Here is a 19,651-nt window from a genome sequence, read left to right as displayed (position 1 = left end):
AAAAAAATGAAAAAGCCCAGCGCCAGGCGCCGGGCTTGAAACGGGTCAGATGGCGACCAAGTGACCTTCCTGCAGGTGCAGCACGCGGTCCATCTGGCGGGCCATGCTCATGTCATGGGTCACCACCAGGAACGCGGTGCGCATCTGGGTGCTCAGTTCGAGCATCAAATCCTTGATGCCCTGGGCGGTGTGGGAGTCGAGGTTGCCGGTTGGCTCATCGAGCATCACCAAGCCTGGGTTGTTGACCAGGGCACGGGCAATCGCTACACGCTGGCGCTCGCCACCGGACAACTCGGCCGGCTTGTGCTCCAGGCGATGACCGAGGCCGACGCGCTCCAGCAACGCCTTGGCGCGCTGGCGCGCTTGCGGAATAGCAGTCTTGCCGATCAGCAGCGGCATGCAGACGTTTTCCAGCGCAGTGAATTCCGGCAGCAGGTGGTGGAACTGGTACACGAAACCCAACGAGCGGTTACGCAGTTGGCCACGCGCCTTCTCACCCAGGGCCGACAGCTCTTCGCCAGCCAGCCACACGCTGCCCTGGGACGGCGTATCCAGGCCGCCCAACAGGTTGAGCAAGGTACTTTTGCCGGAGCCGGAACTGCCGACGATCGCCACGCGTTCGCCCGGATGCAGCTCAAGTTGCAGGTTGGACAACACCACCACCGATTCCGGACCTTCCTCGTAGGATTTGCCCAGGTTGCGGCAGCTCAGGATTGCTTTTTCACTCATGCCCGATTCACTCATAACGTAAGGCCTGTGCTGGCTGGGTACGTGCCGCGCGCCAGGCTGGATACAGGGTGGCAAGGAAGCTCAATACCAACGCGGCGCCGCCTACCATCAACACGTCCTGGGCCTGAACCTGGGACGGCAAGTAGTCGATGAAGTAGACGTCGGCGTTGAGAAACTTGTGACCGATGACTTTTTCCAGCGCGGCGATGGCGGCGCTGACGTTCAGCGCGGCCAGGATGCCGACCGCGGTGCCGATCAAGGTGCCGACCACGCCGATCACGGTGCCCTGCACCATGAAGATCGCCATGATCTGCCCCGGCGTGGCGCCCAGGGTGCGCAGGATGGCGATGTCGCCCTTTTTGTCGTTCACCACCATCACCAGGGTGGAAATGATGTTGAACGCGGCCACGGCGACAATCAGCAGCAACAGCAGGCCGATCATGGCTTTTTCCATGCGGATGGCCTGGTAAAGATTGCCGTGGGTGCGGGTCCAGTCGCGTGCGTAGTACTGGGATTCACCCAAATGCTGGGCGATTTCCCAGGCGCCGCGCGGGGCGTCGAACAGGTCGTTGAATTTGAGGCGCAGGCCCTGCACCTGATCCGGCTTCCAGCGGTGCAGACGCGCCAGGTCGGTGAGGTTGGTCAGGCCGAGGTAGCCATCGATTTCACCGGCGCCGACGTGGAAGGTGCCGACCACGGTGAAGCGCTTCATGCGCGGGAACATGCCGGCCGGGGTCACGGTGACTTCCGGAGCGACGAAGGTCAGCTTGTCGCCGACGCCCACGCCGAGCTTGGCCGCCGCCTTGTCGCCGATCACGATGCCGAAGCTGCCGGGCGCGAGGTCGTCGAGTTTGCCCTGCAACATGAACTTGTCGATGATCGACACGTTACGTTCCTGGGCCGGGTCGATGCCATTGAGCAGGATCTTCTGCACCTTGCCGTCGTTGGTCAGCAACCCCTGCATCTGGGTAAACGGCGCAACGGCCACCACCTTGGGGTTCTGCCTGACCTTGTCGGCAAGGCTGGGCCAGTCGCTGATGGGCGAATCGCCCTCGATGGTCGCGTGGGGCACCATGCCCAGCACGCGGGTGCGCATCTCATGATCGAAGCCATTCATCACCGACAGCACCACGATCATCACGACTACGCCCAAGGCGAGCCCGATCATCGAGGTCAGGGAAATGAACGACACAAAATGATTGCGACGCTTTGCACGGGTATAACGCGTGCCGATAAATACGAAGAGAGGTCTGAACATGTCGGGGCTTGTTCGGAGGAAAAGAAGACGTCCCGGTGGCGGGGTCAGGTAAGCAGCTTTACACTCAGACCATTACCGCTACTTTGGGTTCGCCATGTCGACATTAGATGAAGAAGAACGCCGCGAATACTACCGTATCGACGACATGATCGCACTTCAAATCAGCACCCTCTCTGCCCCCGAAGCGGCGAGCAAGGAAGTGTTGCTGGATGATTCGCCGCTGTTCAACCTGCTCAGCGAATTGCACCTCAGCGAATTCGAAGCCCAGCACCTGCTGCGCCAGATCAGCGAGAAAGATCGCAGCCTGGCCGCCTTCCTCAAAGTCCAGAACAAACGCGTGGACCTGCTCAGTCAGATCATGGCGCGCGGCCTGTTGGATGAGGTGGGCGCGCCGCAGCCGGTGATCCTTTCCGAAGGCGGCATCGACTTCAAGCACCCAACGCCGCTGGCGCCCGACATACACCTGGCGGTCAAGCTTGTGTTGATGCCCCAGGCACTCGGCTTGCTGCTACGTGCCCGCGTGACGCATTGCGACGCCAAGGGCGACGGCTTTGACGTGGGCACGGAATTCGAATCGATGACCGATGCCCAACGCCAATTGCTGGCGCGCTACATCCTGCAGAAACAAGCCCAGGAACGACGCCTGGCGCGGGAACAAAGCGACGCCCAAGACACCTGAATTTCGTATGACCCCGCCGGGCTATCTGGCGCAAAGGAGCAACTGTGACCCTGATTTATGGCCACCGCGGTGCCAAAGGCGAAGCACCGGAAAACACCCTGACCAGCTTTCAGGAGTGCCTCAAGCACGGTGTACGCCGCTGCGAACTGGATTTGCACCTGTCCATGGACGGCGAGTTGATGGTCATCCACGACCCGACCCTCAAACGCACCACCGACCGGCGCGGCAAAGTCGTCGAGTATTCGGCAGCCGACCTTGTGAAGATGGACGCGCGCAAAGGCGGCCCGGGTTGGGTCAGCCCCTGCCCGATCCCACGCCTGGAAGAGCTGTTCGAAAAATGCGACTTCGATCACTGGCAGCTGGAAGTCAAAAGCGCTTCGCGCACCCGCGCCGCAACGACCGTACTGGCAATTCGTGAGATGGCCGTGCGTCATGGCCTGATGGACAAGGTCACCGTGACCTCAAGTTCGCGGGAAGTCTTGAAAGCGGCCGTGGAGCTTACCCCGGACCTGTCACGCGGCCTGGTCGCCGAATACGCGTGGCTCGACCCGCTGAAGGTCGCGCAAAACTACGGCTGTGAATACCTGGCATTGAACTGGACGCTGTGCACCCCTGAGCGTCTGGAAAAAGCCCAGCGTCAGGGTTTGCACGTGTCCGTGTGGACGGTCAACGAACCGGCGCTGATGCGCAGGCTCGCTGACTTCGGCGTAGATAGCCTGATTACAGACTTTCCCGGTTTGGCCACTGCCACCCTCGAGAATTACTGAAATCGGTCTCCCCGGCCGGCTCAGGCCACCGGCCGGAGCCGCTCAAAAAAGCCGGTTGAGGCCGTCGTAGGCCGCTACCCGATAGGCTTCGGCCATGGTCGGGTAGTTGAACGTGGTGTTCACAAAATACTTGAGGGTATTTTGCTCGCCCGGCTGGTTCATGATGGCCTGGCCGATGTGCACGATCTCCGAGGCCTGATAGCCGAAGCAATGCACGCCGAGGACTTCCAGGGTCTCGCGGTGGAACAGGATCTTGAGCATGCCTTGCGGCTCACCGGCAATCTGCGCACGCGCCATGCTCTTGAAGAACGCCTTGCCGACTTCATAAGGCACCTTGGCCTTGGTCAGTTCGTGTTCGTTCTTGCCGATCGAGCTGATCTCCGGAATCGTGTAGATACCGGTCGGCACGTCGTTCACATAACGCCAGCTGCCATTGTCGACAATGCTGCCGGCCGCTGAACGGCCCTGGTCATGCGCGGCACTGGCCAGGCTTGGCCAGCCGATCACGTCACCGGCACCATAGATATTGGTCACGCAGGTGCGGTAGTTCTCGTCCACTTCGATCTGGCCACGGCTGTTGACCTTCACGCCGATGTTTTCCATGCCCAGCTTGTCGGTGTTGCCGGTACGGCCGTTGCACCACAGCAAGGCGTCGGCCTTGATCTTCTTGCCGGATTTGAGGTGCAGGATCACACCGTTGTCCAGGCCTTCGACCCGCTCGTACTCTTCGTTGTGGCGCACGGTGATGTTGTTGTTGCTGAAGTGGTAGCTCAACGCTTGGGAAATTTCCGAGTCGAGGAAGCTCAGCAACTGGTCGCGGTTATCCACCAGCTCCACCAATACGCCCAGGCCGCTGAAAATCGAGGCGTATTCACAGCCAATCACGCCGGCGCCGTAGATGATCAATTTGCGCGGGGTGTGGCCCAGGCTCAGGATGGTGTCGCTATCGTAGATACGCGGGTGGTGGAAATCGATATCGGCCGGGCGATACGGGCGCGAACCGGTGGCGATGATGATGTGCTTGGCCACCAGCTTCTCGACTACGCCGTTGGCGCAGACCACTTCGACGGTTTGCTCGTCGGCAAAACTGCCGGTGCCGAAGAACAGGTCGACGCGGTTACGGGCGTAGTAGCCGGTGCGCGACGCGACTTGCTTGGAGATGACTTTTTCGGCGCTTTTCAATACGTCCGGGAACGAGAACCAGCGCGGCTCACCAATGGCCCGGAACATCGGGTTGGTGTTGAACTGCATGATCTGGCGCACCGAGTGACGCAAGGCCTTGGACGGGATGGTACCCAGGTGGGTGCAGTTACCGCCGACCTGGCGACGGCTATCGACCATCGCCACCTTGCGCCCAGCTTTGGCGGCGTTCATCGCCGCACCTTCTCCAGCCGGGCCGGAACCCAGTACCACCACGTCGTAGTTGTAGACAGCCATGCGTACTCCTCAGAACAGGCCAGGCGTACGGTTGGACGCCTGGCTAAATCATGCCGCGGCCAGCGGGCATGAAGGACAATTTGGCTCAAGTGTGTGAGCCGGGGCACAGTCTATAGAAGGCTCAACGCCGCGAACATTAACCCTTGGTCGCGTCGTAGGCCAGTCTTGCCTTTACTACAGAACCCGCAAATTGCAATTAGACTGCTGACACGCACCTTTTGCAGGAAGAGCCATTATGCGGCATGTCGTTTTCTGTTTATTGCTGATTTTCTGTGTGGCAGTGCAGGCCAGTGAGGCGGACCGCCTGAAGCAGGCCGGTTTTCCTGCGCAATCTCATGACCTGGTGCTGAAAAACCAGACGGTGCTGGTGTATCTCTGGGCGGATGTGTATGCGGCAGCGGTGTATGCCCCCGCCGACACCAGCGCCAAAGCCGCCTGGGACCAGCAAAAGAATCTGCGCCTGGCGCTGTATTACTTTCGCGACATCGACCGTAACGACGTGATCAAGGCGGCCACCACGACCTTGGAGCGCCAGCAAAGCAGCGCCACCCTCGCCCGCTTGAAACCGGAACTGGATCGGCTGCACGCGAGCTTCCGCGATATCCGCAGTGGCGACCGGTATGCCCTCGACGTTCGGCCTGGGCGTGGGTTGAATCTGGAGATCAACGACAAGGTGGTGTTCAGCAGCCGCGATGAGGAATTGGCGAAAGTCTATCTCGGCATTTGGCTGGCGCCGAAGGGCTTGTCCGACAGCTTGCGCAACTCCCTCCTCAACTGATCAACACCCGCCAGGACACCTGCGCATTTAGTCAGCTTGCTATCAGTTTTTATTGCGGGTAGTGGCCAATACACATATGGTTACAAAGAAGCAGCAAGGATGAGCGATGACCAGGGATCACTAATAAGATAGCCAAAATGAGTGCATGACATGTCCACTACCACGGGCAAAGGCAAGGCGATTTTTCGCGTTGTCAGCGGCAACTTCCTCGAGATGTTCGACTTCATGGTCTATGGCTTCTACGCCACGGCCATTGCCAAAACCTTCTTTCCCACCGACAGCGCGTTTGCTTCCTTGATGCTGTCCCTGGCGACATTCGGCGCCGGCTTCCTGATGCGGCCCTTGGGCGCGATCTTCCTAGGCGCCTACATCGACCGCCACGGCCGTAAGAAAGGCCTGGTCATCACCCTGGCCATGATGGCCGCCGGCACCGTCCTCATCGCTTGCGTCCCTGGCTATGCCACCCTGGGCGTGGCGGCGCCGTTGCTGGTGCTGTTTGGTCGCTTGCTGCAAGGTTTCTCCGCCGGCGTCGAGCTGGGCGGTGTGTCGGTGTACCTGGCCGAAATCGCCACACCTGGGCGCAAGGGCTTCTTCGTCAGCTGGCAGTCAGCCAGTCAGCAGGCCGCGGTGGTGTTCGCCGGGTTGCTCGGCGTGGGCCTGAACCACTGGCTCAGCCCCGAAGAAATGGGTGACTGGGGCTGGCGCGTGCCGTTCCTGATCGGCTGCCTGATCGTGCCGGTGATCTTCGTGATTCGCCGCTCGCTGGAAGAAACCCCTGAGTTCCAAGCGCGTAAACACCGCCCTACCCTGCAGGAAATTGTGCGCTCGATCGGTCAGAACTTCGGCATCGTCATCGCCGGCATGGCGCTGGTGGTGATGACCACCGTGTCGTTCTACCTGATCACCGCCTACACCCCGACCTTCGGCAAGGCCGAGCTGCACCTGTCGGACTTCGATGCGTTGCTGGTGACCGTGTGCGTGGGCATCTCCAATTTCATCTGGCTGCCGGTGATGGGCGCGGTGTCCGACAGGATCGGACGCAAACCCCTGCTGCTGGGCGCGACGATTCTGGCGATTCTTACCGCGTATCCGGCGTTGTCGTGGCTGGTGGCCAATCCGAGCTTCAGCCATCTGCTGATCGTGCTGCTGTGGCTGTCGTTCCTGTATGGCTCGTACAACGGTGCGATGGTGGTGGCGCTCACCGAGATCATGCCGGTGGAAGTGCGCACTACCGGGTTTTCCCTGGCCTACAGCCTGGCAACCGCGACCTTTGGTGGGTTTACACCGGCGGCCTGCACCTACCTGATCCACGTGCTGGACAATAAGGCAGCGCCTGGGATCTGGCTCAGTGGTGCGGCGATACTCGGCTTGATCGCTACATTGATACTGTTCAAGGGCAACCGGCATGAACTGCGCACTGCGCAGGCGTCAGTGGTGGGCGGCGCCTGATAGACCGCTATCGCAGGCAAGCCAGCTCCCACCTTTGACTGTATTCACACATCAACCCTGTGGGAGCCGGGCTTGCCCGCGATGAGGCCCCAACATTCACCACAAAACAGCAGCCATAAAAAAAGCCCCGAACCAGTCGGGGCTTTTTCATTTACCGCAAAGGCTTAGCGCGGGAATGCAGGCGGGTTGACCCCAGCCATGTCTTCCATCACGCGAACCACTTGGCAGCTGTAACCGAACTCGTTGTCGTACCAGACGTACAGCACAACGCGGTTGTCCTGGGTGATGGTTGCCTCGGCATCCACCACACCAGCGTGGCGCGAGCCCACGAAGTCGGTCGACACCACTTCCTGCGAGTTAACGAAGTCGATCTGCTTATGCAGGTCCGAGTGCAGCGCCATGTAGCGCAGGTACTCGTTCATTTCTTCACGGGTGGCGGCTTTCTCAAGGTTCAGGTTGAGAATGGCCATCGACACGTTCGGCGTCGGCACGCGGATCGCGTTACCGGTCAGCTTGCCGGCCAGCTCAGGCAGGGCCTTGGCAGCAGCGGTGGCAGCACCGGTCTCGGTGATGACCATGTTCAACGCGGCGCTACGGCCACGGCGATCGCCTTTGTGGAAGTTATCGATCAGGTTCTGGTCGTTGGTGTACGAGTGAACTGTTTCAACGTGACCGTTGACGATGCCGAACTTGTCATTCACAGCCTTCAGCACCGGCACGATGGCGTTGGTGGTGCAGGAAGCAGCCGACACGATCTTGTCGTCAGCGGTGATTTCGCCGTGGTTGATACCGTGAACGATGTTCTTCAGCTTGCCTTTGCCAGGCGCGGTCAGCACAACGCGGTCGATACCCGGGCAGGCCAGGTGTTGGCCCAGGCCCTCGGCATCACGCCATACGCCGGTGTTGTCCACCAGCAGGGCGTCCTTGATGCCGTACTGGGTGTAATCCACCTCAGACGGGTTCTTCGCGTAGATCACCTGGATCAGGTTACCGTTGGCGGTGATGGTGTTGTTTTCTTCGTCGATGACGATGGTGCCGTTGAACGGACCGTGTACCGAGTCGCGGCGCAAGAGGCTGGCGCGTTTGGTCAGGTCGTTCTCGGCGCCTTTGCGCACAACGATGGCACGCAGGCGCAGGCCGTCGCCGCCACCGGTTTTTTCGATCAGGATGCGCGCCAGCAGGCGGCCGATACGGCCAAAGCCGTACAGCACAACGTCAGTGCCTTTACGGGCAGCGGCGTTTTGCTGGCCAACCACATCGGCCATTTCTTCACGCACGAACTGCTCGGCGGTGCGGCCAGCGCCTTCTTTGCGGAATTTGTAAGCCAACTTGCCCAGGTCTACCGAGGCCGCGCCGAGCTTGAGCTCGCTCATGGCTTTAAGCAGAGGGAATGTTTCGTGGACGGAGAGTTCGCTGTCGTCGGCGGAACGATGGCGAGCAAAGCGATGCGCCTTGAGAATCGCGATGACTGATTGGTTGATCAGGCTGCGGCCATAGATCGAGCTCACCACATTGTTATTGCGGTACAGCTGACCGATAAGCGGAATCATCGCTTCAGCGAGTGCTTCACGGTCGATCCATTCACCAAGACACTGGTCGGGCTTCTGAGTCACGGGAACCTTCCACATGTAGGGGCAGAAAAAAGGGGCTACATTATGTCGTCCGACCGGCCGTTGAGCAATGCGCCAACCACAACAAAAAGCGCTTGCAAAAAAACACCACCCCGCTACAGCCCAGTAAATACGCGGGTTCCAGAAGGCCACCAATGACGCCGCGCCGCCAACTTGTCCGTAACCCTCCGAAACATCCGCACTTTTTGGCACTACATATTGAGTCAAAACCCACCATTGTTTGTCTTAGCCACTACATTTCCTGCAAACCGTAATAGGCTCAGTCAGCAACTGACAGGCGGCACCTCGGGCCGTTACAATTACCGACTTTGTCGCAACGCTTGGAGCTCAACCTTCCGTGCCCGTTCTGCGTCTACCGATTCTCCCTGCCGCGGCAGGTAAACAGCACTGGGGCAACCTGCCCGGTGCCGCCCTGAGCCTGGCCATCGCCGAGGCTGCCAGCGCAGCCAAGCGCTTTACCCTGCTGCTCACCGCCGACAGCCAAAGTGCCGAGCGACTGGAGCAGGAGCTGAGCTTCTTCGCCCCCGATTTGCCGGTGCTGCACTTTCCCGACTGGGAAACCCTGCCCTACGACCTGTTTTCGCCGCACCAGGACATCATTTCCCAGCGCATCGCCAGCCTGTACCGCTTGCCGGAACTGGCCCACGGCGTGCTGGTGGTGCCGATCACCACGGCCCTGCATCGCCTGGCGCCAACCAAGTTTCTGCTGGGCAGCAGCCTGGTGCTGGATATCGGCCAGAAGCTCGACGTGGAACAGATGCGCACGCGCCTGGAAGCCAGCGGCTACCGCTGCGTCGACACGGTGTACGAACACGGCGAGTTCGCCGTGCGTGGCGCGCTGATCGACCTGTTCCCGATGGGCAGCAAGCTGCCGTACCGCATCGACCTGTTCGACGACGAAATCGAGACACTGCGCACCTTCGACCCGGAGAACCAGCGCTCGATTGATAAAGTCGAGTCGATCAAACTGTTGCCGGCGCGGGAATTCCCGCTGCAAAAAGATGCCGTCACACGCTTCAAGGCCCGCTTTCGCGAACGCTTCGACGTGGACTTCCGCCGCTGCCCGATCTTTCAGGACCTGAGCAGTGGGATTACGCCGGCTGGTATCGAGTACTACCTGCCGCTGTTCTTTGACGAAACCTCCACCCTGTTCGATTACCTGCCCCAGGACACCCAAGTGTTCTCGCTGCCAGGCATTGAGCAGGCAGCGGAAAACTTCTGGAACGATGTGCGCAATCGCTATGAAGAGCGCCGCGTCGATCCATCGCGGCCTTTATTGCCGCCTGCCGAGCTGTTCCTGCCGGTAGAAGACTGCTTCGCTCGCTTGAAAAACTGGCCGCGCGTAGTCGCCAGCCAACAGGACGTGGACGCCGGCAGCGGCCGCGAGCGCTTCCCGGCGAGCACGCTGCCGGACCTGGCGATTCAGGCCAAAGCCACGCAGCCGCTGGAAGCGTTATCCAACTTCCTCGGCGACTTCCCCGGCCGCGTGCTGTTTACCGCCGAGTCCGCCGGCCGCCGCGAAGTGCTGCTGGAGTTGCTCGAACGCCTGAAGCTGCGCCCGAAAACCGTCGACAGCTGGCCGGACTTTGTTAAGAGCAAAGACCTCCTGGCGATCACCATTGCGCCGCTGGATGAAGGTTTGTTGCTGGATGACCCAGCACTGGCGCTGATCGCCGAGAGCCCGCTGTTCGGCCAGCGCGTGATGCAGCGCCGCCGCCGTGAAAAACGCGCCGACATCAACAACGACGCAGTGATCAAGAACCTGACCGAGCTGCGCGAAGGCGCGCCGGTGGTGCATATCGACCACGGCGTGGGCCGCTACCTCGGGCTGCAAACCCTGGAGATCGACAACCAGGCCGCCGAATTCCTCACCATGGAATACGCCGAGGGCGCCAAGCTTTACGTGCCGGTGGCCAGCCTGCACCTGATCGCGCGCTACACCGGCAGCGACGACGCCCTGGCGCCGTTGCATCGCCTGGGCTCCGAGACCTGGCAGAAAGCCAAGCGCAAAGCCGCTGAACAGGTGCGCGACGTCGCCGCTGAACTGCTCGACATCTATGCACGCCGCGCGGCCCGCGAAGGCTACGCGTTTGCCGACCCGAAAGCCGACTACGCCACGTTCAGTGCCGGCTTCGCCTTCGAGGAAACCCCGGACCAGCAAACCACCATCGAAGCGGTGCGCGCCGATATGCTCGCGCCCAAGCCGATGGACCGTCTGGTGTGCGGCGACGTGGGCTTTGGCAAAACCGAGGTGGCCATGCGCGCTGCCTTTATTGCCGTGCATGGCGGCAAGCAGGTGGCGATTCTGGTGCCGACCACCCTGCTCGCCCAACAACACTACAACAGCTTCCGCGACCGCTTTGCCGACTGGCCGGTGAGCGTGGAAGTGATGAGCCGCTTCAAGTCCGCCAAAGAGGTGAACGCCGCCGTCGCCGACTTGGCTGAGGGCAAGATCGACATCGTGATCGGCACCCACAAGCTGCTGTCGGACGATGTGAAGATCAAAAACCTCGGCTTGGTGATCATCGACGAAGAGCACCGCTTCGGAGTGCGCCAGAAAGAACAACTGAAGAACCTGCGCAGCGAAGTCGACATCCTCACCCTCACCGCCACGCCGATTCCGCGCACGCTGAACATGGCCGTGTCGGGCATGCGTGACCTGTCGATCATCGCCACGCCGCCGGCACGTCGCCTGTCGGTGCGCACCTTCGTGATGGAACAGAACAAAAGCACGGTCAAGGAAGCGCTGTTGCGTGAACTGCTGCGCGGCGGCCAGGTGTACTACCTGCACAATGACGTCAAAACCATCGAGAAATGCGCCGCCGACCTTGCCGAACTGGTGCCGGAAGCCCGCATCGCCATCGGCCACGGGCAGATGCGCGAGCGCGAACTCGAACAGGTGATGAGCGACTTCTACCACAAGCGCTTCAACGTGCTGATCGCCTCGACCATCATCGAGACGGGCATCGACGTGCCGAGCGCCAACACCATCATCATCGAGCGCGCCGACAAGTTCGGCCTGGCGCAGCTGCACCAATTGCGCGGCCGCGTCGGGCGCAGTCACCACCAGGCCTATGCCTACCTGTTGACGCCGCCGCGTCAGCAGATTACCTCCGATGCCGAGAAGCGCCTGGAGGCGATCGCCAATACCCAGGACCTCGGTGCCGGCTTTGTGCTGGCCACCAACGACCTGGAAATCCGTGGCGCCGGCGAACTGCTCGGCGACGGCCAGAGTGGGCAGATCCAGGCCGTCGGTTTCACCCTCTATATGGAGATGCTCGAGCGTGCGGTGAAAGCCATCCGCAAGGGCGAACAACCGAACCTCGATCAACCCTTGGGTGGCGGCCCGGAAATCAACCTGCGCTTGCCGGCATTGATTCCCGAAGACTACCTGCCGGATGTTCACGCGCGGCTGATTCTGTACAAGCGCATCGCCTCGGCCACCGACGAAGAAGGTCTCAAGGACCTGCAAGTGGAGATGATCGACCGCTTCGGCCTGTTGCCGGAGCCGACCAAGAACTTGGTGCGCCTGACCCTGCTCAAATTGCAGGCCGAGCAGTTGGGCATCAAGAAGGTCGACGCCGGGCCGCAAGGCGGGCGTATCGAGTTCGAAGCGCAAACGCCGGTGGACCCACTGGTGCTGATCAAGCTGATTCAGGGCCAGCCCAACCGCTACAAGTTCGAAGGGGCTACGCTGTTCAAGTTCATGGTGCCGATGGAACGTGCCGAAGAACGCTTTAATACATTAGAGGCGCTGTTTGAGCGCCTCATCCCGAAATCTGCTTGAAGGACGCCCCAATGCGCCTGTTCCGCATTTTGAGCCTGTTGTTGGTGGTCGTTGCTCCTTCGGCGTTTGCCGACAGCCCCTATCTGGTGGAAATGATTCTGGTGCGCCAGAACGCCGAGCCGGTGATCAATAGCCGCGCGGCACCGGAAAACTGGGACGCCGGGGCACCACGGCTGCCGGCGGACAAAATCAGCCCGCCGCGGCTGGGCAACATCGTCGACAAGCTCAGTGCCGACACCGGTTACACGGTGCTGCTGCACCGGGCCTGGGACCAGAACCTGGGCGAGCAGCCGGTGAAGCTGGCCATCAGCGATGGCCAGGAGCAGTTTGGCCAGTTTCCCATCGAAGGCACGCTGAACCTGCAACTGGGGCGCTTTACCGATATCGACGCAGACTTCTGGATCAACCAGTTCGACGCCAACGGCAGCGTCATCGCCAGCGAACACTTGAGCCAGCAAGGCGTGCGCACCAAGAACAACCAGCTCAACTACCTGGACGGCGGCCACTTGGCCCTGCTGATCAAGATCACCTCGCTGACCGCCAAACCACCCAGCGCACCACCGCCCGACGCTCAGGACTGATCCAGCGCCATGCCCCTGACATCGTCATTGACCAAACCCCTGGCCCCTTCGTGGGCCAATCGCTTTAAAGAGCAAAGCCTTGAGCGCGGGCGGCGCTACGCCCTCGAAAACCGTGTGCGCATCGTCGAGTCCGGCGACAGCACCATTGTTGCCAGCTGCGAAGGCTCGGGCGGTAACGTTTACCGGCAGACCATCTCGCTGCGCGAATCGGCCAAGGGCATGCTGATTCTGGTGGACAGCCGCTGCACGTGCCCGGTGCACACCAACTGCAAACACATTGCGGCGGTGCTGCTCAAGGTGCAGGAAACCCTGGCTTACCCCGCGGCTGCGCAAGATGCCGAGCTGCTGGAGAAACTCCAGGCCGTGCTGGATAACCGCGTGGTACTGCCGCAAGTGGTGATGGAAGATGTGCGGCCGGTGCCGCGCCTGTGGCTGGCGAGTGTCGAGTTCAGCGCGTTTGAACCGCGCAATGGCAAGATGCAGCGCTATATCCAGCACCGTGCGGCGTTGTCGTTCAACTACCTGGGCAACTATGTCAGCGGGCAAAAAAATGCCGACATCGTGGTGCGCCAGGAAACCCAGAGCCTGCGCATCAAGCGCCATCCGGAGCTGGAGCAGCCGTACCGCGAACAACTGCGCCTGCTCGGTTTCAAGATCGCCACGCGCCAGAGCAAGGCACTGCCGGAGAGCGCCGGCGAATTGTTCGAGATGGTCAACGACAGCGCCTGGCTGAACTTCACCCTCAACGCCTCGCCGACCTTGCGCGCCGAGGGCTGGGAGTTGCAGATCGATGAGGATTTCGGTTTCGACTTGAGCGCCGTCGATGACTGGTATGCCACCGTCGATGAAGGCCCGGAACGCGACTGGTTTGACCTGGAGCTGGGCATCATCGTCAACGGCGAGCGCCTGAGCCTGCTGCCGATTCTATTGAACCTGATGCGCTCGCACACCGAGATCCTCAACCCGGAAAAGCTCGCCCGACGCCGCGATGATGAGCTGATCCTGGTAAACATCCCCGGTCTGCCTAACGGCCACGGGCCGCTGCAAGTGGCGCTGCCCTACGGCCGCTTGAAACCGGTGCTGGCCACCCTTGGCGAGTTTTACCTGCAGGAATCGGGCACCACCACCCTGCGCCTGGCCAAGGCCGATGCGATTCGCCTCAACCCGCTGGAAGACCTGCCGCTGCAATGGGAAGGCGGCGAGAAGATCCGCAACTTCGCCCAGCGCCTGCGCGACATCAAGGATTTCACCTGCGAGGCGCCCGAAGGCTTGAACGCGACACTGCGCCCGTATCAACTCGAAGGCTTGAGCTGGATGCAGTCGCTGCGCCAACTCGATGTGGGCGGGATTCTTGCGGATGACATGGGTCTGGGCAAAACCCTACAGACGCTGGCGCATATTCTCAGTGAAAAAATCGCCGGGCGCCTGGATCGGCCGTGCATGGTGGTGATGCCTACCAGCCTGATCCCCAATTGGCTCGATGAAGCCGCGCACTTTACGCCGCAACTCAAGGTATTGGCGCTGTATGGCGCGACACGCAAAAAGCACTTCGCCAACCTGCAGGACTACGACCTGCTGCTGACGACTTATGCGCTGCTGCCCAAAGACATCGAGCAACTCGCCGCCCTGCCCTTGCATGTGCTGATCCTCGACGAAGCCCAGTACATCAAGAACCCCAACAGCAAGGCCGCTCAGGCCGCGCGCGAGCTCAATGCGCGCCAGCGCCTGTGCCTGAGTGGTACGCCGCTGGAGAATCACCTGGGTGAGCTGTGGTCGCTGTTCCACTTCCTGCTGCCGGGCTGGCTGGGCGACGTGAAAAGCTTCAACCGCGATTACCGCGTGCCCATAGAAAAGCGCGCCAGTGATGTGCGACTGCAGCACCTCAACGGTCGGATCAAACCTTTCCTGCTGCGCCGTACCAAGGAACAGGTGGCCACGGAATTGCCGCCCAAGACCGAGATCATCCATTGGGTCGATCTCAACGAAGCCCAGCGTGATGTGTACGAAACCATGCGCCTGGCCATGGACAAGAAGGTGCGCGACGAAATCACCCGCAAGGGCGTGGCGCGTAGCCAGATCATTATTCTTGAAGCGCTGCTCAAGCTGCGCCAGGTGTGCTGCGACCTGCGCCTGGTCAACGACGCCGCCCTGCCCGCGCGCGGCAGCAGCTCGGGCAAGCTCGACAGCCTGATGGAAATGCTCGAGGAGCTGTTTGCCGAAGGACGCCGGATTTTGCTGTTCTCGCAGTTCACCTCGATGCTGAGCCTGATCGAAGTCGAGCTGAAAAAACGCGGCGTGGCTTACGCACTGCTGACCGGCCAGACCCGCGACCGACGCACACCGGTGAAGGATTTCCAGAGCGGCAAGTTGCAGATCTTTCTGATCAGCTTGAAGGCTGGTGGTGTGGGCTTGAACCTGACAGAAGCCGATACGGTGATCCACTATGACCCGTGGTGGAACCCGGCCACGGAGAACCAGGCGACTGACCGCGCGTATCGCATCGGTCAGGAGAAGCCGGTATTCGTCTACAAAATGATTGCGCGGGGCACGGTGGAGGAGAAAATCCAACACCTGCAAAAGGAAAAGTCCGACCTGGCGGCGGGCGTGCTGGATGGGCGTACGACGGGAGATTGGCAGTTGGGCAATGAGGACATCGAAGCGTTGTTTGCGCCGCTGCCCAATAAGCAAGAGAAGCGCTGACCTTCAGATTGCTATCGCGGGCAAGCCCGCTCCCACATTTTGATGTGTGAATACATTCAAGTGTGGGAGCGGGCTTGCCTGCGATGGGCGCACCACGGTGTTCAGCCGATCAGTTGAGCATCCCGCAACGCAGTAAGCGCCGTCAGCCACCGCGGGTCCTGCTTATAGTCCGTCGACGCAATCGCCTGCCCGCGCATCCGCGCAATTCGCGCAGACGGCGTGACCTTCATCCGCTGCGCCGCGGTGAGAGCAAGCTCAGCTGCCGCACGGTCGTTGCACACCAAGCCCATGTCGCAGCCGGCGGTCAGCGCCGCTTCGATCCGGCTGGCCGCATCACCGACCACATGTGCCCCGGCCATGGACAGGTCATCACTGAAAATCACCCCATCGAACTGCAACTCGCCGCGCAGGATGTCCTGCAACCAGCGCCGCGAGAAGCCAGCGGGTTGAGCATCCACCTGCGGGTAAATAACGTGCGCAGGCATGACGGCTGCCAATTGCTTGCTCAGGCGTGCGAAAGGCACCAGGTCATTGGCGCGAATCTGTTCCAGGCTACGCTCGTCATTGGGAATGGCGACGTGGGAATCGGCCTCAGCCCAGCCGTGGCCAGGGAAGTGTTTACCGGTGGCGGCCATGCCGGCGTTGTTCATGCCGCGAATGAAGGCACCGGCAAGCACGGCGGCGCGCTCGGGGTCGCCTTCAAACGAGCGGGTGCCGACCACGGCGCTGCGCTGGTAATCCAGGTCCAGCACCGGGGCGAAGCTCAAATCAAGGCCAATCGCCAGTACTTCAGTGGCCATGATCCAGCCGCACTGCTCGGCCAGGTATTCGGCATTCGGCTTATCCGCCAACAAACGCATGGCCGGTAGACGCACAAAGCCCTGGCGCAGGCGCTGCACGCGCCCGCCTTCCTGGTCCACGGCCAGCAGCAGGTCGGGGCGCACGGCACGGATCGCCGCGCTCAACTCGCGCACCTGGCGTGGGTGCTCGATATTGCGTGCAAAAATGATCAGGCCGCCCACTTCAGGCTGACGCAACAGGTGACGATCCTCGGCCGTCAGCCAGGTACCGGCCACATCAACCATCAAAGAACCTTGCAGGGCAGCAGTCATAAACCTTCCTTAAATAACGCACACAACCCGTTGCCCTCACCTGGCGCAATAAGCGCGGTGAGCACAACGGGTTGCGAGAAAATAGCTGAAATCGGCATGGCGGCTAGCTTAGCGGATGCAAGCGGCCGCGCACACCCGCGACAATCACGCCTTGGCGACGGCCGGCGTGGATTTACTGCGTGGGCGCAACTGCGCGGCCGCCATGGCCTGGTCGGTCACACCGGTTTCGGCGCGCATGCCGGCGGCAAGGAACGGCACCATCAGGCGCATCACTTGTTCAATGGAGGTATTCACGCCGAAATCGGTCTCGGCAATTGCGCGCAAGGCTTTGATGCCGGACATGCTGAATGCGGCAGCACCGAGCATGAAGTGCACGCGCCAGAACAGTTCAATTGGCGGAATACGCGGCGCGGCTTCGTTGACCAGCAACATGTAGCGGCGGAACACCTTGCCGTACATGTCTTCCAGATAACGCCGCAAGTGGCCCTGGCTCTGGCTGAACGCCAGGCCCAGCAAACGCATGAAGATCGACAGGTCATTGCCGCTGCGCGGTTGAACCACCAGCGCTTGCTCAACCAGAATTTCCAGCAGGTCTTCCAGGCTTGGCTTGTTTTCAGGCTTGGTCTGACGGCGCTCCAGCTCACGGTCGAGGCTGGCGCAGAACGGCCCCAGAAAGCGCGAAAACACCGCCTGGATCAGGGCTTTCTTCGAGCCGAAATGGTAATTCACTGCGGCCAGGTTAACCCCAGCCTTGCTGGTGATCAGCCGCAATGAAGTTTCAGCAAATCCTTTTTCCGCGAACAATTGCTCGGCAGCATCGAGAATGCGTTCAACGGTTTCCGACTGGGCCATGGCTACTCCGCCTGACAAACACTTGTTTGAAACATACGTTTCAGGGTGTGTCTTGTCAAGCCTGCGAGTCCGTTTTCCGGCCGGGCAGTCATCTATTTAACCGCTATTTAATCACATCCTTCCTGGTCTGTAGGCAGCGCTGTCTCTGCCTTGTAGGAAGGGTGACGAATGACCGTCCAGCGGTGTGCCCAAAAAGGATGATTGCCAAGCGCAGTTCACTGTATATAATCCCAGTCACTGTATAAAAAGACAGAGCGATCAACATGCTAAAACTGACGCCACGCCAAGCTGAGATTCTGGCTTTTATCAAGCGCTGCCTCGATGACAACGGCTACCCGCCGACACGAGCGGAAATTGCGCTGGAGCTGGGGTTCAAATCCCCAAACGCTGCTGAAGAACACCTCAAGGCCCTCGCTCGCAAAGGCGCGATCGAGATGACCCCAGGGGCTTCTCGCGGTATTCGCATCCCTGGCTTTGAAGCCAAGGCCGACGAATCGACCCTGCCGATCATTGGCCGCGTCGCCGCCGGTGCGCCGATTCTGGCGCAACAGCACGTCGAGGAATCCTGCAACATCAACCCGACCTTCTTCCATCCGCGCGCCGACTACCTGTTGCGCGTACACGGCATGAGTATGAAGGACGTGGGCATTTTCGACGGCGATCTACTGGCCGTCCACACCACCCGTGAAGCCCGTAATGGCCAGATCGTCGTTGCGCGTATCGGCGATGAAGTCACCGTAAAACGCTTCAAGCGCGAAGGCAGCAAGGTCTGGCTGATGGCCGAAAACCCTGAGTTCGCCCCGATTGAAGTGAACCTGAAAGATCAGGATCTGGTGATCGAAGGCTTGAGCGTCGGCGTCATTCGCCGCTAAAGGAGGCACCATGCAGCTCGTGCACACCCCACAACACACACAACTGTCGCTGTTCGAGGCCTTCATGGCTCAACCCCTTGCGCCTATCCTCAAGGAAACGGTCGAGGCCCCGTGGGGCTCCGAACCTGAGGCGTTCAGTGAATTGTCGTTGCGCGGTGCAGCTGGAAGCTGCCTGAGCCTGCTGGCGCCGATCCTGCGTGAACTGAGCGAGGAACAGGACGCACGCTGGCTGACGCTGATCGCTCCACCTGCCAGCCTGACCCAGGCCTGGCTGCGAGACGCCGGCCTCAACCGCGAGCGCATCCTGTTGCTGCAACCACGTGGCGCGCAAAGCGCCCAACAGTTGACCTGCGAAGCCTTGCGTCTGGGACGTAGCCATACGGTGGTGAGCTGGTTGAACCCGTTGAATACTGCAGCCAAGCAACAACTGATCAGCGCCGCACGGACGGGCGATGCGCAGAGCTTAAATATTCGATTGGGGTGACAGGGAGCTAGCTGATTGCGTAGGTGACAGATAGGTATCTGTGCCGCGCGGGCTTCTGTAGCGAGCGGGCTTGCCCCGCGTTGGGCTGCGGAGCAGCCCCATAACCAAGCACCGTGGAATACCTGATATACCGCGTTAATCCATAAGGGCCGCTTCGCGCCCCAACGCGGGGCAAGCCCGCTCGCCACAACAAGCCCGCTCACCACAGCAAGCTGACTCGCCTCAGAGGCCTGCTTACTGCAGCGACCTGCTCACTGCAACAAGACCGCCTACAACGAAAAGCACACTTAACTGCAAAACTCAGTGCAGAACTCGCGGCCCGTCGTCCTTCTCCGGTTCGCCTTCTGCCAGGCGACCCGCCATCTGCACACCAACGCTCAACATGGCTTTCGCCACTTCCACGTGCTGGCCTTGCAGGAATGCTTTTGCGTCTTCGGAAAAATCCAAGATAACCAGAGAACCCTCGTCCTCAGCCCGACGCAGCTCGATTCGGCCGTCAGGCAATTCAACAATTTCCAGAAAGGACGTTGGCATA

General features: G+C 60.7%; 16 protein-coding genes. 9 read left to right on the top strand and 7 right to left on the bottom strand.

Features of this window, described 5'->3' with window-relative positions:
* Window positions 1-45: 45 nt before the first annotated feature.
* Complete coding sequence (lolD, locus tag C4J83_RS08030; RefSeq protein WP_164487915.1) at window positions 46-729, bottom strand: lipoprotein-releasing ABC transporter ATP-binding protein LolD; 684 nt, start codon at window positions 727-729, stop codon at window positions 46-48.
* Between the two features lie 7 nt (window positions 730-736).
* Window positions 737-1,987 carry a lipoprotein-releasing ABC transporter permease subunit gene (locus C4J83_RS08025; protein ID WP_124416722.1) on the bottom strand — a complete coding sequence of 417 codons (1,251 nt, stop codon included), beginning with the start codon at window positions 1,985-1,987 and terminating at the stop codon, window positions 737-739.
* A gap of 94 nt (window positions 1,988-2,081) precedes the next feature.
* Here C4J83_RS08025 and C4J83_RS08020 point away from each other — a divergent pair, with 94 nt between their 5' ends.
* Both C4J83_RS08020 and C4J83_RS08015 read left to right on the top strand, forming a co-directional pair.
* On the top strand, window positions 2,082-2,666 hold the full coding sequence (locus C4J83_RS08020; protein ID WP_124416721.1) for a PilZ domain-containing protein: 585 nt from the start codon (window positions 2,082-2,084) through the stop codon (window positions 2,664-2,666).
* Window positions 2,667-2,710: 44 nt separating this feature from the next.
* Entirely contained in the window at window positions 2,711-3,433 is a 723-nt protein-coding gene (locus C4J83_RS08015; RefSeq protein ID WP_106576925.1) for a glycerophosphodiester phosphodiesterase, read from the top strand.
* Between the two features lie 42 nt (window positions 3,434-3,475).
* On the opposite strand, the gene sthA is transcribed toward C4J83_RS08015, so the two are convergent.
* Window positions 3,476-4,870, bottom strand: coding sequence for a Si-specific NAD(P)(+) transhydrogenase (gene sthA, locus C4J83_RS08010; protein WP_005786183.1), 1,395 nt, complete (start codon window positions 4,868-4,870; stop codon window positions 3,476-3,478).
* Between the two features lie 235 nt (window positions 4,871-5,105).
* Here sthA and C4J83_RS08005 point away from each other — a divergent pair, with 235 nt between their 5' ends.
* Window positions 5,106-5,648, top strand: a complete 543-nt coding sequence (locus C4J83_RS08005; RefSeq protein WP_124416720.1) for a chalcone isomerase family protein — start codon at window positions 5,106-5,108, stop codon at window positions 5,646-5,648.
* Between the two features lie 150 nt (window positions 5,649-5,798).
* Entirely contained in the window at window positions 5,799-7,097 is a 1,299-nt protein-coding gene (locus tag C4J83_RS08000; protein ID WP_124416719.1) for an MFS transporter, read from the top strand.
* 164 nt (window positions 7,098-7,261) lie between these two features.
* Here the strand turns inward: C4J83_RS08000 and C4J83_RS07995 are convergent, their stop codons facing one another.
* Window positions 7,262-8,725, bottom strand: coding sequence for a glyceraldehyde-3-phosphate dehydrogenase (locus tag C4J83_RS07995; RefSeq protein WP_023659083.1), 1,464 nt, complete (start codon window positions 8,723-8,725; stop codon window positions 7,262-7,264).
* A 340-nt stretch (window positions 8,726-9,065) separates the two neighbouring features.
* On the opposite strand from C4J83_RS07995, the gene mfd reads away from it, so the two are divergent.
* From mfd to C4J83_RS07980, 3 genes are read left to right on the top strand one after another with little or no spacing between them, the layout of a single operon-like run.
* Window positions 9,066-12,515 (top strand): transcription-repair coupling factor, encoded by a 3,450-nt coding sequence (gene mfd, locus C4J83_RS07990; protein WP_124416718.1) that lies wholly within the window; start codon window positions 9,066-9,068, stop codon window positions 12,513-12,515.
* A gap of 11 nt (window positions 12,516-12,526) precedes the next feature.
* Complete coding sequence (locus tag C4J83_RS07985) at window positions 12,527-13,096, top strand: CsiV family protein (protein WP_124416717.1); 570 nt, start codon at window positions 12,527-12,529, stop codon at window positions 13,094-13,096.
* Between the two features lie 9 nt (window positions 13,097-13,105).
* Window positions 13,106-15,796: a DEAD/DEAH box helicase gene (locus C4J83_RS07980; RefSeq protein WP_119739202.1), complete on the top strand. Its 2,691-nt coding sequence runs from the start codon at window positions 13,106-13,108 to the stop codon at window positions 15,794-15,796.
* A gap of 101 nt (window positions 15,797-15,897) precedes the next feature.
* Here the strand turns inward: C4J83_RS07980 and nagZ are convergent, their stop codons facing one another.
* Window positions 15,898-16,908 (bottom strand): beta-N-acetylhexosaminidase, encoded by a 1,011-nt coding sequence (gene nagZ / locus C4J83_RS07975; protein ID WP_124416716.1) that lies wholly within the window; start codon window positions 16,906-16,908, stop codon window positions 15,898-15,900.
* A 144-nt stretch (window positions 16,909-17,052) separates the two neighbouring features.
* On the bottom strand, window positions 17,053-17,760 hold the full coding sequence (locus C4J83_RS07970) for a TetR/AcrR family transcriptional regulator (protein WP_053255043.1): 708 nt from the start codon (window positions 17,758-17,760) through the stop codon (window positions 17,053-17,055).
* A 263-nt stretch (window positions 17,761-18,023) separates the two neighbouring features.
* Here C4J83_RS07970 and lexA point away from each other — a divergent pair, with 263 nt between their 5' ends.
* Window positions 18,024-18,632: a transcriptional repressor LexA gene (gene lexA, locus C4J83_RS07965; protein ID WP_017137423.1), complete on the top strand. Its 609-nt coding sequence runs from the start codon at window positions 18,024-18,026 to the stop codon at window positions 18,630-18,632.
* A 10-nt stretch (window positions 18,633-18,642) separates the two neighbouring features.
* The gene (gene sulA / locus C4J83_RS07960) at window positions 18,643-19,116 is read left to right on the top strand and encodes an SOS-induced cell division inhibitor SulA (RefSeq protein WP_106576933.1); all 474 of its coding nucleotides are present in this window, start codon (window positions 18,643-18,645) and stop codon (window positions 19,114-19,116) included.
* A 300-nt stretch (window positions 19,117-19,416) separates the two neighbouring features.
* On the opposite strand, the gene C4J83_RS07955 is transcribed toward sulA, so the two are convergent.
* Window positions 19,417-19,650: a hypothetical protein gene (locus tag C4J83_RS07955; protein WP_053255041.1), complete on the bottom strand. Its 234-nt coding sequence runs from the start codon at window positions 19,648-19,650 to the stop codon at window positions 19,417-19,419.
* Between the last annotated feature and the right edge of the window lies 1 nt (window position 19,651).

Source organism: Pseudomonas sp. LBUM920 (assembly GCF_003852315.1).
In the GTDB taxonomy this organism is placed as follows: Bacteria; Pseudomonadota; Gammaproteobacteria; order Pseudomonadales; family Pseudomonadaceae; genus Aquipseudomonas.
This window is presented reverse-complemented; position numbering and strand designations above follow the sequence as displayed.

Coding starts and splice junctions, on each gene's coding strand:
- nagZ (WP_124416716.1), bottom strand. CDS start 16,908: ATGACTGCTGCCCTGCAAGGTTCTTTGATGGTTGATGTGGCCGGTACC.
- lexA (WP_017137423.1), top strand. CDS start 18,024: ATGCTAAAACTGACGCCACGCCAAGCTGAGATTCTGGCTTTTATCAAG.
- sulA (WP_106576933.1), top strand. CDS start 18,643: ATGCAGCTCGTGCACACCCCACAACACACACAACTGTCGCTGTTCGAG.
- C4J83_RS07955 (WP_053255041.1), bottom strand. CDS start 19,650: ATGCCAACGTCCTTTCTGGAAATTGTTGAATTGCCTGACGGCCGAATC.
- C4J83_RS07980 (WP_119739202.1), top strand. CDS start 13,106: ATGCCCCTGACATCGTCATTGACCAAACCCCTGGCCCCTTCGTGGGCC.
- C4J83_RS08020 (WP_124416721.1), top strand. CDS start 2,082: ATGTCGACATTAGATGAAGAAGAACGCCGCGAATACTACCGTATCGAC.
- sthA (WP_005786183.1), bottom strand. CDS start 4,870: ATGGCTGTCTACAACTACGACGTGGTGGTACTGGGTTCCGGCCCGGCT.
- lolD (WP_164487915.1), bottom strand. CDS start 729: ATGAGTGAAAAAGCAATCCTGAGCTGCCGCAACCTGGGCAAATCCTAC.
- C4J83_RS08025 (WP_124416722.1), bottom strand. CDS start 1,987: ATGTTCAGACCTCTCTTCGTATTTATCGGCACGCGTTATACCCGTGCA.
- C4J83_RS07995 (WP_023659083.1), bottom strand. CDS start 8,725: ATGTGGAAGGTTCCCGTGACTCAGAAGCCCGACCAGTGTCTTGGTGAA.
- C4J83_RS07985 (WP_124416717.1), top strand. CDS start 12,527: ATGCGCCTGTTCCGCATTTTGAGCCTGTTGTTGGTGGTCGTTGCTCCT.
- C4J83_RS08005 (WP_124416720.1), top strand. CDS start 5,106: ATGCGGCATGTCGTTTTCTGTTTATTGCTGATTTTCTGTGTGGCAGTG.
- C4J83_RS07970 (WP_053255043.1), bottom strand. CDS start 17,760: ATGGCCCAGTCGGAAACCGTTGAACGCATTCTCGATGCTGCCGAGCAA.
- C4J83_RS08000 (WP_124416719.1), top strand. CDS start 5,799: ATGTCCACTACCACGGGCAAAGGCAAGGCGATTTTTCGCGTTGTCAGC.